Below are 16,067 nucleotides of genomic sequence, written 5' to 3' on the forward strand. Positions count from 1 at the left end.
TAAGTTTCGTTTCTGATTATTACCGGCTATGTTTCCACCGTTCAGTCGGACAATTTTTGGGCGAGTTCATATCCAACTTTCCAAATATCGCCGGCCCCCATCGTCAATACCAAATCTCCCGGTTGAAGCCGACCCTCAAGATCCGCGATCACATCCTGCTTGGTCGACAGGTATCTGGCTCCCGCATTGCTGTTTTGCTTAATGAGTTCCACCAGTTTGGAAGAGCTCACCCCTTCAATTTGTTTCTCGCCTGCAGGCGAGTAAATGTCTGAGATGATTACTTCATCCGCTCCGCTGAACGCACGGCTGAATGCATCAAGCAAAAAGAAAGTGCGCGTATAACGCTGCGGTTGGAATACGGCGATGATCCGCTTGCCCGTTGCCTTCGCGGCGGCAATCGTTGCTTCAATCTCCGTCGGATGGTGCGCATAGTCGTCGATTACCAGAATCCCGCCACTTTCTCCAAGCACCTGAAACCGCCGTTTTGCTCCGTGGAACCTGATGATGGCAGCGGTGATTTCGGCAAAAGGAATGCCGGCCTCCAGACAAACAATGATCGTTGCCATCGCATTGTATACGTTATGTTTCCCCGGAACCGAGAGCTCGACCTTTCCGAGTTCCCGCTCGCCGTGCTTCATTATAAACGAGACTTGACGATCGCCAAGCTTAATTTGCTCGGCTGTATAATCGCAGGCCGAATCGATGCCATAAGTTATCGTTTGGCATTTTAAACTTGGCAGCAGCTCTATGATATTGGAATCATCCCCGCAGATCACGGCCTTGCCGTCCGCTTTGATCTGATTCAAAAACTGGACATAAGCTTCTTTCAAGCGACCGAAGTCGCCGCCGTAATTTTCAAGATGATCCGCTTCTATATTCGTAACGACTCCCAGTGAGGGATGATACTGCAAGAAGGATCCGTCACTTTCGTCCGCTTCGGCCACCACAAATTTCCCTTGTCCGGCTTTAGCGTTCGTTCCGATGTCCATGATCTCTCCGCCGATAATATAGGTCGGATCGGTTCCGCATTGTTCCATGACGAGTGCGATCATCGAAGAGGTCGTCGTCTTGCCGTGGGCTCCCGCAACCGCAACTCCCTGTCGTTCATTAAGCAGGCGTGCGAGCATCTGGGAACGGTGCAAAATCGGAATCCCCCGCTCCTCAGCTTCTACCCGTTCTACGTTATCTTTCGGAAGCGCGGTGGAATATACCACCAAGTCCGCTCCATGTACTTGCTCCGCGGTGTGGCCGATATAAATTTTGGCTCCCTTAGCCGCCAGTTTTTCAGTCAGTTCCTGGGCCGCCACATCCGATCCAGTTACGGTATAACCCATTTCAAGCATTACACGGGCGATGGCGCTCATGCCATATCCCCCGATACCGATAAAATGCACATGTTGTTCAGTCGTATTTAACAATTTATAGTTCACCAGCCTTTTTCAGAATCGGTTTGATGCAAAAGAGCTGCCCGCACATCCGAAATCATATACAGTGTGCCGGTGACCACCCCAAGATCTTCCCGTTCCGTCCGTGACTCCAAAAGAGAAAGTGCCTTTCTCCAGTCACGTTCCACAATGATTTCCAATTCCGGTTTTGCCTTCGCAGCTTTCAGCTCTTGGACAAGTTCATACAACGCCTCCGCATCCAGCTTACGGCGAAAATCGGGCTCGGTCAGAATAAGCGTATCCACTATAGGTAATATATGCTCCAAGTAGGCGTGATGATGCTTATTAGCCAGCATCCCCATCATCAAATTAAGCTTACGGTAGCTGAATGTTTCACGGATGCTCTTGGCAAGCGTTTCCGCTCCCTCTGGATTGTGCGCCCCATCCAATACAATGCGCGGTTCAGTCGATATCCGTTCCAGCCGACCTGCCCAGAAGGTAGCCTCAAAACCGCGTTGTACCGGTTCATCTTCAAGAACAAAAGCCATATATTGCCGCAGTATTTCGAGTACCATCATGACACCTGCTGCATTTTTGCACTGATGCTCGCCCAGCATGGACATTTCCAGCTCGAATTCGCGGAAAGGTCCGCGAAACAGCATTGCCTGTCCTTTCTCGCTGACCTTGAGGCGGTCGAACGAGAACTCTTCACCCAATAAATATAGACTGCTCCGCTGCTTCGACGCCGTCTCTTTCATGACGTTAATAGCCTCCGGCTGTTCGACGCAACTCACTATCGGAACACCGGGTTTTATAATCCCGGCTTTTTCGCGGGCGATCTGTTCGATCGTATCTCCAAGAACATCGGTATGATCATATCCGATATTCGTAATCAAAGAAACGATCGGAGTTACTATGTTAGTAACATCCATCCTTCCCCCAAGGCCCGTCTCCCATACCACGACATCAGGGTAGCATTCCTCGGCAAAATAAAGAATCGCGATCGCCGTGCTGACCTCGAACATGGTAGGCGATCCGAGCTCGGTCTCCGCAATTTCGCGTACTAGTGGCATCACCCGATTGGCCAGGGACACCAGCGTCTCCTCGGGAATGTCTTGCCCATTGCACTGAAACCGGTTCGTGAATTTGGTAATGTACGGTGAGGTAAACGTCCCTACATTATAACCGCATTCCATCAATGTACGGGTTAAAAAGGCGCAGGACGATCCTTTGCCGTTCGTACCGGCTACATGTATAAACTTCAGTCTGCGCTGCGGGTTGCCGAGCCGTTCCATCAAGAGATAGATCCGTTCCAACCCCGGACGGATTCCGAAAGGAATCAGCCCGTTGATCCAATCCACAGCTTCGCTATAGCTTTGCAGTGCTTCTTCACTCTGTCCTTGATGAGCCCCCATCACGTTCACCTTCATTTAATTGTTGGTATATAAAAGCTCGACGAAATAACAGCTTTGGCTGCGTACATTTCCCGTAAAACGGACAAATGACGCAGCCGCAGATGTTGACGAAATTGACTAGCCCTTCAATTCGCCGATCCGGGCCAGAACTTTATCGCGTTTATCGGAATAGTCCGCCATCTTGGCGCGTTCTTCCTCAATCACCTTAGCCGGAGCCTTAGCGACGAAACCTTCGTTAGCCAGTTTTTTCTCAACTCGCTCCACTTCTTTGTTCAAATGTTCAACCTCTTTTTCAAGGCGCGCGATTTCCTGGCTGATATCGATCAGTCCAGCAAGCGGCAAATATAACTCCGCTCCGGTAACGACCGCTGTCATCGCCTTATCCGGGACCGCCGCCTGCAAGGAAGCTTCATACTGGGACGTATTGCAGAACCGGCTGATATAGTGACCGTTCCGATTCAGAATATCCAGCAATTCTGCCGAAGCCGGTTTTACAAGCAACTCGACTTTTTTGCTCATCGGAACATTCACTTCCGAACGAATATTACGAACCGAACGGATCACGTCAACGAGCAGATTCATTTCCTCCAAGGCATCCGGCGCTTCAAGCGAAGGATCATATTTAGGCCATTCGGCCAATGTAATCGATTCGCCATGATGCGGCAAATGCTGCCATATTTCCTCGGAAATAAACGGCATGAACGGATGAATCAAGCGCAGCGTACGATCAAGCACGTAGGCGAGCACGGACTGCGTTTTGCGCTTCGCCGCAGCATCTTCCCCGTACAGGGACAATTTGGCAAACTCGATGTACCAATCGCAGAGATCATCCCAAATAAAGTTGTATAACTGACGACCTGTTTCCCCAAATTCATAGGCATCGATCAAACGGGTAATTTCACGGGCCGTTTCATTGTAACGGTGAAGGATCCACCGATCCGCGGTAGACAGGTCTCCGCTGATATCTATATCTTCGATCGTTACGCCTTCCAGGTTCATCAAGGCGAACCGGGATGCATTCCAGATTTTATTGGCAAAGTTACGAGCCTGTTCCACCCGTTCCCAATGGAAACGAAGATCCTGCCCCGGCGTGCTGCTTGTCGAGAGCATATAGCGCATCGCATCGGCCCCGTACTTCTCGATGACTTCCAGCGGGTCAACCCCGTTGCCAAGCGATTTGGACATTTTACGCCCTTCGCTGTCACGAACCAATCCATGGATCAGCGCGTTTTTGAACGGAACGGACTTCGTAAATTCCAAACCGGTAAAGATCATGCGCGATACCCAGAACGGAATAATATCGTATCCTGTAACGAGCACGCTCGTAGGGAAGAAGCGTTTGTAGTCCTCGCTGTTCTCATTAGGCCAGCCTAAAGTCGAGAAAGGCCACAAAGCCGAGCTGAACCAGGTATCGAGGACATCTTCGTCCTGCACCAGATCATCCCGTCCGAGCTTGGCCCGGGCTTCCGCTTCATCCCGTGCGACGACCATTTCACCGGTCGCTTCACAATACCAGGCCGGAATACGGTGTCCCCACCATAATTGGCGTGAAATGCACCAATCGCGGACATTTTCGATCCAGTGAAGATACGTCTTTTCGAACCGGTCCGGTACGAACTGGACGCCTTCTCCGGATTTCTGGGCGGCGATCGCAGCTTCCGCCAACGGCTTCATTTTTACGAACCATTGCGTCGACAGATACGGCTCAATGACCGCTCCCGTCCGTTCGCTGTGTCCAACTTGGTGAACATGATCTTCGATTTTGATCAGAACGCCCTGGTCCTGCAAATCCTTAACGATTTGTTTGCGGCATTCGCTGCGGTCCAATCCTTGGTATTGGCCCGCTTCGTTATTCATCGTTCCGCTTTCGTCCATGACGGTAATTTGCGGCAGATTATGGCGAAGACCCACTTCAAAGTCGTTCGGATCGTGAGCCGGAGTAATCTTAACCGCGCCGCTGCCGAATTCCTTATCCACATAATCGTCCGCAATGATCGGAATTTCACGGCCGGTAATCGGCAGAACAAGCATTTTTCCGATCAGATTCTTGTAGCGCTCATCCTTCGGATGCACCGCCACGGCGGTATCTCCAAGCATCGTCTCAGGCCGCGTCGTTGCGACAGTAATAAACCCGCTGCCGTCTTTAAGCGGATATTGCAAATGATACAAATGACCATTAACTTCTTTGTATTCTACCTCAATATCGGAAAGGGCCGTGCGGGCTACCGGGTCCCAGTTGATAATGTATTTGCCGCGGTAAATCAAGCCCTTATCAAAGAGCTTAACGAATACTTCACGGACGGCCAACGACAGACCTTCGTCCAACGTAAAACGTTCCCGTGAATAATCGAGAGAGAAGCCCATTTTTGCCCATTGCTCATGAATGGAGGCCGCATATTTATCTTTCCATTCCCATACCTTCTCCAGAAACTTCTCGCGTCCAAGGTCGTAGCGTGTTTGCCCTTCTGCGCGAAGATTCTGCTCGACTTTGGTTTGAGTCGCGATCCCGGCATGGTCGGACCCCGGCAGCCAGAGCGCATCATAACCTTGCATCCGCTTGGTGCGGATCAATATATCCTGAAGGGTGCAGTCCAGCGCGTGTCCGATATGCAGCATACCGGTTACGTTAGGCGGCGGGATTACGATTGTGAAAGGCTCGGCTTCCGGTCTTTGTCCAGCTTTGAAAAAGCCGCCTTCCATCCAATAGCGGTACCATTTTTGTTCCGCCGCTTTCGGATCGTACGTAGTCGGCATTTCCGCCGACAGGGATTGTCCATGGTTTTCTGTCATTTGTACCAAACCTCCATTACAAATAATTGACTTAAAATATTCGTTCAAAAAGTCAGGTTTTCAGGACCAAAGCGTATGCTTCCGAAGTGCGTTTTTACAAAACGCTTTAGGTCGGATGAAGCTAGGGACTGAGTAGCGGAGCTAAACGTTTTCGTAGAAAACGACTTCGTAAGCATTTGCTCATAAGGTACGTGAGCAACGGAAGGCCCGGCTGAATTCAAAATTCGACGTCGAATCCGCTTCATGATCTGCTTCGTCATGGAAAGATGATTTTTTGAACTACCTTTTAAAGCTAGAAAACACAAAAAGCCCCTCGCCTCAAAGGACGAAAGGCTTTACTTTCGCGGTACCACCTTTGTTTCGCAGGCTACACCAATCCCGGAATTCAAATAAAACCGGAATCCAGCTTGCGACACTCATACAGATAACGGCTGCTGCCGGCCCGTTCTAGCATAAACAGTTTACGGATCAAACGGGCGACTCCCGGGCGACTTCGGTCAGCTGCATCCTGCGGAACTTCCCAGCACTTCCAATTCCGCTCTCTGAAGGGTTTACTGCCTACTATTCCCATTCCAAGTCTTTACAATTAGATTTTGCTTAGAGTTTATCTTTATCATAATAGCTTGAATACCTTCACGAGTCAACAAAAGGGACAAAAATGGACAACAGTCCACCAAGAGAGGACAATCTTAAGCATAAATGAATACATGAAAAAAGCCGCACATAGTGTGCAGCTTTTAAGATGGAGGGCTATTCATCAAGGGATGTACAGCACCTGTCCCTCAGACAAATGTTGTTCGGACAGTCTGTTGTAAAGCTGCAGTTCTCGCGAACTAAGCTGATAACGCTCCGCGATTGCGTCCAATGTCTCTTCACGTTGGACAATTACAAGCCTGACTTTACGGAAAGGAGTCTGCTCTTCGGCATTGCGTATGAACAAGCTCTTCCAGCGTACTTCCTCTGCGTCGTTTTGTTCTACCGCCGGCAATGCTTCTTCCGTCTCTTGCAAACTCTGACCGGATTCGGAGTCCGGCCGATACGAGGATAGCAGCTTGCTGATTCCGTAACTGCTCTCCTGAGCAGCATCGCCGTTCTTTTTGCTCCCGAGGGCAATTTTCAGCTCTTTCTTTTCCTCCGGTTCCGGCCGAATTTCGGCATCCTGCGCGGATTCCGCGGAAAAGGCATCGTCCTCCGTTTCGAAATCGGCGGTAACCGGGAAAGCCTCTTCAAACGAAAGCTCTTCCTCTTGCGAAACAGGTAAAGCTCCCTCTTCCCTTTCAGCGGAAGCATATTCGCCGGGAGGTTCATCCAAATCGATCTCGGTCACCGTCACGGACGGACGGGCCGCCTCCTTAAACCAAACTTGCTGCTGCTCGGATTGGAAAGAACGCTCTTGATCCGGGCTCTCTGCTGCGTACTCTTCCTCTAATTGAGGATCACGCGAAGTCAATTCTTCCGGAGCCTCCTCTTCCGCCTCCTTGTCCTCCACAACGGACTGGGCATAGAGCGGCGAAGCGTGGTCATTCCATGTAAGTATGTTTTGCTGCTCGTCCGTATCGTTCAATTCAGGCAGAGATTCCTGCTCCCACATCCGGAAATTCTCGGTATAGCTGCGCGTCGCTGAATCCAATCCCGCTTCACGCCCCGAAAGATGGTCAGGATCTCTTTGCACGTCCCCGCGCAAGTCGGAAGCCGGCTCATGAGCAACCACGAGTTCCCGGTCCTTCCACTCCTCCGGTTCCACAGCCAACGATGAGGTTTCGATGCCCTGCAAGGATAACACGCCCGTAATATTAAGACTGCGGGCACTTAGCAGGTCTACGTCGAAATTTTCAATTTCGACCGCGATTTCCTCCAGCTTACCGACCCGGCTAAGCGGAATCGTGATCTCCACCGGAATCCAATGCTCCAGTTCCTGAGTGTTTCCCTCGCCGCGATATAGTCCCGACAGCAGTAAATGGCCGCGCAGCGAAGCATACTCTTCCCCGGGAATGACCTGAATTTTCGGATAGAGTTCAATTTCTTCCAGTTCGTCGATGCCTACTACATTTTCCGATAGATGCACGCGTTCATAAATATCGAACCTCAGACCGTAGGATTGATCCGCCAAAAATATTGCCTCCTTTCAGCATATCCAAACATGATTTTGTATCCAGTAAACTGCATGGTCCAAATCATCGCTCGTTTTTATCTATATGCTTAAAAAAAGAGTGCATGCCTGCTTTTTCGCGGTTCTGCGGCTTGAGATTCGCTCCGGCCGCCAAGCTTAATTCAGCTATGCAGCCTGACGCGAACCTTATCCCATTCCTCCGGCCAAGGGTCCGGGACTTCAACAGTTTCTCCGGTTAAAGGATGCGGAAACGCCAGACTCTCCCCATGAAGCGCTTGATGGGGCAGAAGTTTCGTGCTCCCTCCATATAGCGCGTCGCCGATCAGCGGATGTCCCGCATGACTCATATGCACGCGAATTTGATGCGTCCGCCCCGTTTCGAGCCTCAAGCGGACAAGGCTAGCCTTCGGGAATGTCTCCAAAACCTCTACCCGGGTCACGGCCTCTTTGCCGGCCTTGGACACGCGGCGCCGGGAAGGGTGGTGACGATCCCGGCCTATAGGCTCATTAATCCGGACAAGAGCCGGGTTGACGACGCCTTCCACCAGCGCCACATAAACCCTCTCAATCTCTTTCCGCGCCATGGCGGCGTCCAGTTTAAGCTGGGCGAAGATGTTCTTCGCATACAGAACGGGACCGGTCGTATACTCATCCAGCCGATGAATATGCGCAGGGGCAACCGGCTCGTCCCGCAGCGAATAGATTCCTGAGACGAGATTTGCCAGTGACGGCTCACGGCTCTCCCCATCGGGATGCACCTTAATTCCGGCCGGTTTATGCACGACGAGGCAGAAATCATCCTCATACAAAATCCGGACCGGCTGCTCCACGGGTTCGTACTGTGAAGTCTTCGGCGGAAACAGCCTCACGCGGAGCCGGTCCCCGGCCAGCTTAATCCCGCCTTCGGCATCCAGCGACCGGAGCAGCTTGGCCTGGCATCCAAGTTCCCGTTCAAGCCAAACGAGGGCCGCTTCATAGCGGCCCCCGTGTTCCGGCGGATTCAATTTGCCCGGCATCAGCTCCAGCCATTCGCCGCGTCTTTGCCCGGCTATCCCCTTGCTCACAGCTTTTGCAGCGCACGGCGGTGCGCCTCGATCGTGAGATCGATATCGGCCTCGGTATGAACACCGGAGACGAACATGCCTTCAAACTGGGAAGGCGCAATGTTGATGCCTTCTTCAATCATCGCGGCAAAATAGCGGCGGAAGAGATCCAGGTCGCTGCTCTTGGCCGTATCGAAATTGATAACCTCCCCGTCCGTAAAGAACGGGCAAACCATCGAGCCCACGCGATTAGTGGTACAAGGGATCCCCCGCTCTTTCGCGTTCGCCGTAAATCCGGCTTCCAGTCTCGCCGAAAGAACTTCCAGACGATCGTACACTTCCGGTGTCAAAAGCGACAAGGTGGAGAATCCAGCCGTCATGGCTAGCGGGTTCCCGCTCAGCGTACCAGCTTGATAAATCGGCCCGCTCGGTGCGATCTGCTCCATAATTTCACGTTTGCCGCCGTAAGCTCCAACCGGAAGCCCGCCGCCGATCACTTTACCTAGACAGGTCAAGTCAGGGGTGACTCCGAAGCGGCCTTGAGCACAATGGATATGTACGCGGAATCCGGTCATCACCTCATCAAAAATCAACAAGCTTCCATGTTCCGTTGTCAAACGGCGCAAGCCTTCCAAAAATCCAGGCTGCGGCGGTACGACTCCCATATTTCCGGCCACCGGCTCCACAATAACGCCTGCGATTTCCGATCCGAAACGCTGGAATGCTAGCTCCGCCGATTCCAGGTCGTTATAAGGCACCGTGATCGTATTGGCGGCCACGCCTTCCGGTACGCCCGGGCTGTCGGGTAGACCGAGGGTAGCCACGCCGGAGCCGGCTTTGATCAGAAGGCTGTCCGCATGGCCGTGATAAGAGCCTTCGAATTTCAGAATCTTGTTGCGGCCTGTATAGCCACGTGCCAATCGGATCGCACTCATGGTCGCTTCCGTCCCGGAATTAACCATCCGGACAATATCAATCGACGGTACACGCTCGGCAACCAGCTTGGCCATCTCCGTCTCCAGCAGCGTAGGAGCGCCAAAGCTGGTACCTTTGGCTGTCGTCTCTTGCAATGCCGAAACTACCTTAGGATGGGCATGCCCCATGATGAGCGGTCCCCAGGATCCTACGTAGTCGATATATTCATTACCGTCGATATCATAAATTCGCGCACCTGCGCCCCGGTCCATGTAGACTGGCGTTAAGCCGACGGATTTAAAAGCTCTAACCGGGCTGTTGACCCCGCCTGGCAATACCTGCTTCGCTTCCTCAAAAGCCTGCCGCGATAGTTCTTCACTGCGGCGCCCGATCTTTTCACTCATGGTTCCCTCTCCTTGTCACGGTCATTTTATTATTTGCCTTCACACAGCCAGCGGGCCGCATCTTTGGCGAAATACGTAATGATGATATCCGCTCCGGCGCGTTTCATGCCCAGCAGCATTTCCGTTACGATAGCCCGCTCATTGATCCAGCCTTTCTCGGCCGCGGCCTTGACCATCGAGTACTCCCCGCTGACATTATAAGCGACGAGCGGGAGATCGAACTGGTCGCGCAGCATCCGCAGCACGTCCATGAAGGCCAGCGCAGGTTTCACCATCAACATGTCCGCGCCTTCCAGAACATCGGTTTCCGCTTCTCTGAGCGCTTCCCGGGCATTGGCCGGGTCCATTTGATAGGTTTTGCGGTCGCCGAATTGAGGAGCGGAATCCGCCGCTTCGCGAAACGGACCATAGAATGCGGATGCGTATTTTACCGAATAAGACATGATCGGCACGTTGCTGAACCCGGCTTCATCCAGTCCCGCGCGGATGGCCTGTACGAACCCGTCCATCATGTTGGAAGGAGCGATGATGTCCGCTCCCGCCTGGGCCTGGGAAACTGCGGTTCGAACGAGCAGGTCGAGCGATTCGTCATTCAGGACATCTCCGCAGATGTGCCCGTCCCGTTCGAAAGTATGCACCATCCCGCAGTGGCCGTGATCGGTAAATTCGCATAAGCAGGTGTCGGCTACTACGAGCAGGTCGGGATAAAGAGATTTGATCTTACGAGTCGCTTGCTGGACAATGCCGTCTTCGGCAAAGGCCGAGGATCCAACGTCGTCTTTGCTCTCCGGAATCCCAAAGAGCAGCACGGCCGGAATGCCGAGGTCCACGATCTCTTTTACTTCTTCCTCCAGCGTGTCCAGCGAAAAATGATAGACCCCCGGCATGGATGAAATTTCATTCTTAACGCCGCTACCGTAAGTAACAAAGATCGGCTGGATGAAATCATCCACCGTCAATACCGTTTCGCGCACCATTCCCCGGATTCCGGCGGATTGCCGTAAACGGCGATGTCTTACTATAGGAAAACTCATGATGGAATCCCTCCCGGATTTACTTATAATTTTACAAGGTTGTTCAAGTCGACTTTTTGAACACACATTTTAAGCCTGTCGGCCTAATCTATGTTTTCTTCTTTCCTTTTCCATTCGCAGAGGGCGGTCACCAAACTATCGATCGTCGCCTCTTCCGCAAGTGTGCCAATGTGCAAGCCAGCCTCCTCGGCCGTCTTGGCGGTAACGGGGCCAATGCAGGCGATTTCCGTTCCCTGCAAAGTCTCTGCCGGGTTTTCGAATCCCATTCGTTTCATGGCACCGAGAAAGTTGGTAACGGTAGATGAACTCGTAAAAGTGACGGCATGAATCCGGCCTTCCCGGAGCAGCTTGACCAGTTCATCATCTTCTTCCCCGGTAGGAACCGTGGCGTACATAACGGCTTCAGTCACAGCGAGTCCTTGCTCGCGGAGCGTCTCCGGCAGCCAAGTGCGCGCCAAGTCGCCGCGAGGCAGCAGAACCTTTTGGCCTGCTTGCAGCGCTCCAGCGAAGGCTTCCATCAATCCCTCGGCCTGATACCGGCCCGGCAGCTCCTCCGCAGCTATTCCGTATCTCCGCAGCGCTTCCTTCGTTGCGGGACCAACGGCGGCAATACGGGACTTATGCAGCGAACGAATGTCTTTTCCCAGCCTCTCCAGGTGTTTGAAGAAAAATTCAACCCCGTTGACGCTGGTGAAAAAAGTCCAGTCATACTCTTCCAGAGAACTCAGAGCCTCGTCGGTTTCTTTCAAAGCTGTCCCTGTCGGCATCTCAAAGTCAATAACGGGGAATTCATAAGGTTCTCCCCCGAGATCCTCGATTTGCCGGACCAATTCGCTAGCCTGGGCACGGGAACGAGTGACCAGAATCCGTTTGCCGAACAACGGCATGAATTCCGCCCATTTCAACTGCTCGCGCTGAAGAACGACTTCCCCTACAACGATAACGGCAGGGGGCTTGAAGTCGGCCTCGAGTACTTTCTGCTCAATGTCGGCAAGCGTACCCGTCAGTGTTTCCTGTTCCGCCCGGGTTCCCCAGCGCACAAGAGCAACCGGTGTCTCCGGCGATCTGCCGTAAGAGATAAGCTGCTTGCTGATGTACCCGATTTTCGCTACGCCCATCATAAAGACTAGCGTGCCCGTTGCGTTAGTTACCTTTTCCCAATTGATCGACAAATCCAATTTATCGGGGCTCTCATGTCCTGTAATAATAGAAAGCGAAGACGCCATATCCCGGTGCGTTACGGGAATTCCGGCATAAGCCGGGACCGAAATTGCTGCGGTAATCCCCGGGACGATTTCATAGGGAATTCCATGTTTGCGAAGCAGCTCGGCCTCTTCTCCCACGCGTCCAAAAATCGTCGGATCTCCGCCCTTCAAGCGAACCACCGTTTTGCCGGTCAAGGCCAGATCAACCAGCAGCTGATTGATATCCTCCTGCTTCATCGTGTGACGATCGGTTCGTTTGCCGACGTAGATTTTCTCGGCTCCCCGCTTCATTTTCCCGAGCAGGCTCGGATTGGCGAGGCGGTCATAAACGACCACGTCCCCTTTCATCAAACAATCAAGCCCTTTTAAAGTAATCAGCCTTGCATCGCCGGGACCTGCCCCGACCAAGTAAACTCTCCCTGTCTTCCCCATTACCATCACTCCTCAGCTGCCGCCAAAATTTCGCCCGCTCCTCTGGATACCAATTTATCCGCAACGCTTTGCCCCAGCAGTACCGGATCATTCCCGGCCATGCTCTCCTTCAAAACCAGGCGCCCATCCGGCGTTCCAACCATCCCGGTCAGTACCATTTCACCGGAGAGGCCGTCTTCGCTATCCTCTTGTTTATTTTTACCCAAAACCGCATAGGCTCCGATCGGAACCTGACAGCTTCCTCCAAGCACACTAAGGAAGGTGCGTTCGGCCGCAACCGTCAATGCGGTTTCCGGATCATTGTAAAGTGAAAGCAGGTGACGGACTTCCTCATCGTTTTCCCGGCATTCGATGCCGAGCGCCCCCTGGCCTACCGCTGGCAAACAAATATCTACAGGCAAATAGGAGGTGATTTTGTCCTCCCATCCCATCCGGAACAATCCGGCAGTAGCCAAAATAATGGCATCAAAGCCCTCCGTCTCCAGTTTGCGAAGACGGGAATCAATATTTCCCCGGATCGGCTCGATGACGAGATCGGGACGATAGGCGCTAAGCTGACTGGAACGTCTCAAGCTGCTTGTGCCTACCTTGGCTCCTTGAGGGAGTTCGTCCAAACTTATCCCCTCCCTGGAGATAAATGCATCGCGGGGATCAACCCGTTTCGGCACGGCCCCATTTACTAATCCTTCCGGCAGTTCGGAAGGCATATCTTTCATGCTATGTACCGCCAGATCGATTTCCCCGTCCAGCATCGCCTGCTCGATTTCCTTGACGAATAACCCCTTTCCTCCGACTTTGGACAAAGTAACGTCCAGAATCCGGTCCCCTTTGGTTACGATCTTCTTGATCTCAAAATCATACGGCAGCCGGTGTTCTTCGCAAATCGCCTTCAGAGCATCGATCACGTGGCCCGTTTGCGTCAAAGCCAATTGACTCTGTCTGGTTCCTACTATAATGGTGCGTCTCATCCTTCATTCCTCCCGTTGTTGATCTATCCATGCATCCAGTTCTTCCTTGCTCCAAGGATGGAAACGGCCTTCCCGAATGGATGCCAATATGTCCATTTCTGCCAGCGATTTATATAGTTTGGCCCGCAAACCTGTATCTTGTACCCGGCCTTTGACCACAGATCTGGCAAAACTCAGAAAATCCACGTAAATTTCATACTCACTTCCGTATCGTTCGTCAATCTCCCGGCTCAGCATCCTCGAAGCACCCGGTCCAGCCCCGGATGTAGAAACAGCCAGAATCAATCCTCCGCGGCGCACGATGCTTGGCGTAATAAAAGATCCTTTGCTTCCGTCACCCGTATGGTTCACCGGAATGCCGAGCCGTTCGGCTTCCCGTACGACCGCATCGTTAATATCCGGTTGATCCGTCGCGGCATATGCCAAAAAAGCTCCGTCAAGATCGCCCTTCCTGTAGTTCCGCATCTCCCAAATCAACCGTCCGGCGGACTGATCGCTTTGCAGCCGATTTGTTGCATCAGGAGCAACTACAACCACCACCGCCCCCGCTTCTATTAAGGAAGCCGCTTTGCGCTCCGCTACCGGACCGCCTCCAATTATGACGCACCTGCGCCCTTCCAGCTTCAACATAACAGGAACATAATGTGTCATCGGTTTACCTCCCGGGACGGCTAATCAGAATCAGGCTACGGCCAAGTTCAGGACGAGCCAATCATTGTGCAATGTGTATAGCATACTGTACGCTGCACCTTTTTTCCAGCAGGTCTTATTTCGACCGGAAGGCGGATTCCCAAACTGCTCTTCGAATAGAAATAAGCCCCGTGCCAGTCGTTCTCCCCCGGCTGCATCCTCTGCATAACCGGGAATATAACGTAAGCCCAGGGCGTGTAAATTATACCGATGCCTGTACCAAGGACAGCGCCGGTTTTTCCTGCTGCGATACCTTCTCTTCCTTGGCAGCTTCGAATACTTCTTGCGAAGCACCGCTTGCCATCTCCGATTCCGCCAGTCTTTCCATCTGCTCTTCCAAAGAGAAGATCTGGGTGAACATGTTCAGCGCCTCGGCACCGTTCTCTTCGCCCGCCAATTCCTTGATGCGGTTAATCGGATCATGCATCATTTGATTAATAATACTTTTGGTTAATCTCCGGATAACCTTCCGTTGGCGTTCGTCAAGCTCCGGAAGCTTATTGAACAAACTCTCGAGCGTGCTTTCATGGATGGACGAAGACTTCTCCTGCAAAGCGCGTATAACAGGTTTTACGCCCAACGTCTGAAGCCAATTTGCAAAGGAGGAGATCTCTTCCTCGATCATGTCCTCAATTTTCAGGGCTTCGCCCCTGCGCATCTCCATATTGCTCTCCACAATGCCTTCAAGATCGTCAATATCGTACAAAAATACATTCTGCAATTCACTGATCGCCGGATCGATATCTCTCGGAACCGCGATGTCGATCATAAACAACGGACGGTCCGGCCGCTGTTTCATGCTTTGAGCGACTTGAGCGGAAGTAATGACATAGCCTTCAGCTCCTGTAGAGCTGATCAGAATATCCACTTCTTCCAACCGCTGCATCGCCTCCTGCATGGAACAAGGAGTACCGCTGAATTTAGAGGCCAGCTCCTGAGCTCGCGCAAAGGTTCGATTGGCGACGAGCACCTCTTCGGCCCCCGCGCCGCTTAAATGCTTGGCCGTTAGCTCACTCATCTTTCCGGCACCCAGGATCAGAACTCGCTTGCCGCTGAAGCTTCCAAATACGCGTTTTCCCAGCTCTACCGCTGCATAGCTGACGGAAACCGCGCTTTCTCCGATCGCCGTTTCCGAGTGCGCGCGTTTACTGAGTGTAACCGCCTGTTTGAACAGCATATTAAACCATGTCCCTGTCGCCTTCTCGCTCTGCGATAAAAGAAAGGCGCTGCGGACCTGACCCAGGATTTGCGTTTCGCCGAGCACCATGGAATCCAGGCCGCAAGCAACCCGGAAAAGATGACGTATTGCCTGCTCGTCCTCATACATATATAAATGTTTGGTGAATTCCTCACGTGAAATCCCAAACCATTTTTCCATAAAACTACGAATAAAATACCCGCACATGTGCAGCCGATCCACGACTACATATATTTCCGTCCTGTTACAGGTAGCAATAATGACGCCTTCCAATACACTTTTGGTGCGTAAGAGCTCCTGCAGCGCTTGTGGCATATCTTTTTCTGCAAACGAAAAACGTTCTCTGACTTCCACAGGCGCCGTCCGATAATTCAACCCGACTACGACAATGTGCATTGCAAGTTCACCTGCCTCTAAGAGATGTCAAAGCATCATGTGTAAACAAACTATGTTAATTATATCACAGGGGGTAGTCCGT

Annotated in this window: 11 protein-coding genes and 1 other annotated feature; all 11 genes read right to left on the reverse strand. The window is 52.2% G+C overall.

All coding sequences use genetic code 11. The annotated features are described in order from the left end of the window. Positions 1 to 41 precede the first annotated feature (41 nt). Complete coding sequence (murC, locus tag NYE70_RS11005) at positions 42 to 1,418, reverse strand: UDP-N-acetylmuramate--L-alanine ligase (protein WP_341047578.1); 1,377 nt, start codon at positions 1,416 to 1,418, stop codon at positions 42 to 44. A gap of 8 nt (positions 1,419 to 1,426) precedes the next feature. Beyond that, entirely contained in the window at positions 1,427 to 2,815 is a 1,389-nt protein-coding gene (locus NYE70_RS11010; protein ID WP_341045972.1) for a bifunctional folylpolyglutamate synthase/dihydrofolate synthase, read from the reverse strand. A 102-nt stretch (positions 2,816 to 2,917) separates the two neighbouring features. Next, a complete protein-coding gene (locus tag NYE70_RS11015; protein ID WP_211023248.1) occupies positions 2,918 to 5,590 on the reverse strand; it encodes a valine--tRNA ligase in 2,673 nt (890 codons plus the stop codon). 318 nt (positions 5,591 to 5,908) lie between these two features. Beyond that, positions 5,909 to 6,174, reverse strand: a binding site (T-box leader). A gap of 173 nt (positions 6,175 to 6,347) precedes the next feature. After that, positions 6,348 to 7,700, reverse strand: coding sequence for a LysM peptidoglycan-binding domain-containing protein (locus NYE70_RS11020; protein ID WP_341045973.1), 1,353 nt, complete (start codon positions 7,698 to 7,700; stop codon positions 6,348 to 6,350). A 161-nt stretch (positions 7,701 to 7,861) separates the two neighbouring features. Beyond that, positions 7,862 to 8,716: an RluA family pseudouridine synthase gene (locus NYE70_RS11025; RefSeq protein ID WP_341047579.1), complete on the reverse strand. Its 855-nt coding sequence runs from the start codon at positions 8,714 to 8,716 to the stop codon at positions 7,862 to 7,864. A gap of 44 nt (positions 8,717 to 8,760) precedes the next feature. Further along, positions 8,761 to 10,062, reverse strand: a complete 1,302-nt coding sequence (hemL, locus tag NYE70_RS11030) for a glutamate-1-semialdehyde 2,1-aminomutase (protein ID WP_341045974.1) — start codon at positions 10,060 to 10,062, stop codon at positions 8,761 to 8,763. A gap of 29 nt (positions 10,063 to 10,091) precedes the next feature. Next, positions 10,092 to 11,096 carry a porphobilinogen synthase gene (hemB, locus tag NYE70_RS11035; protein ID WP_341045975.1) on the reverse strand — a complete coding sequence of 335 codons (1,005 nt, stop codon included), beginning with the start codon at positions 11,094 to 11,096 and terminating at the stop codon, positions 10,092 to 10,094. Between the two features lie 83 nt (positions 11,097 to 11,179). Then, entirely contained in the window at positions 11,180 to 12,733 is a 1,554-nt protein-coding gene (cobA, locus tag NYE70_RS11040; RefSeq protein ID WP_290408472.1) for a uroporphyrinogen-III C-methyltransferase, read from the reverse strand. A 5-nt stretch (positions 12,734 to 12,738) separates the two neighbouring features. Further along, positions 12,739 to 13,701, reverse strand: coding sequence for a hydroxymethylbilane synthase (hemC, locus tag NYE70_RS11045; protein ID WP_290408473.1), 963 nt, complete (start codon positions 13,699 to 13,701; stop codon positions 12,739 to 12,741). A gap of 3 nt (positions 13,702 to 13,704) precedes the next feature. Then, positions 13,705 to 14,352: a precorrin-2 dehydrogenase/sirohydrochlorin ferrochelatase family protein gene (locus NYE70_RS11050; protein WP_341045976.1), complete on the reverse strand. Its 648-nt coding sequence runs from the start codon at positions 14,350 to 14,352 to the stop codon at positions 13,705 to 13,707. 241 nt (positions 14,353 to 14,593) lie between these two features. Next, positions 14,594 to 15,985 (reverse strand): glutamyl-tRNA reductase, encoded by a 1,392-nt coding sequence (gene hemA, locus NYE70_RS11055; RefSeq protein WP_290408475.1) that lies wholly within the window; start codon positions 15,983 to 15,985, stop codon positions 14,594 to 14,596. Positions 15,986 to 16,067: the final 82 nt, after the last annotated feature.

Source organism: Paenibacillus sp. FSL R5-0407, assembly GCF_038009185.1.
In the GTDB taxonomy this organism is placed as follows: Bacteria; Bacillota; Bacilli; order Paenibacillales; family Paenibacillaceae; genus Fontibacillus; species Fontibacillus vini.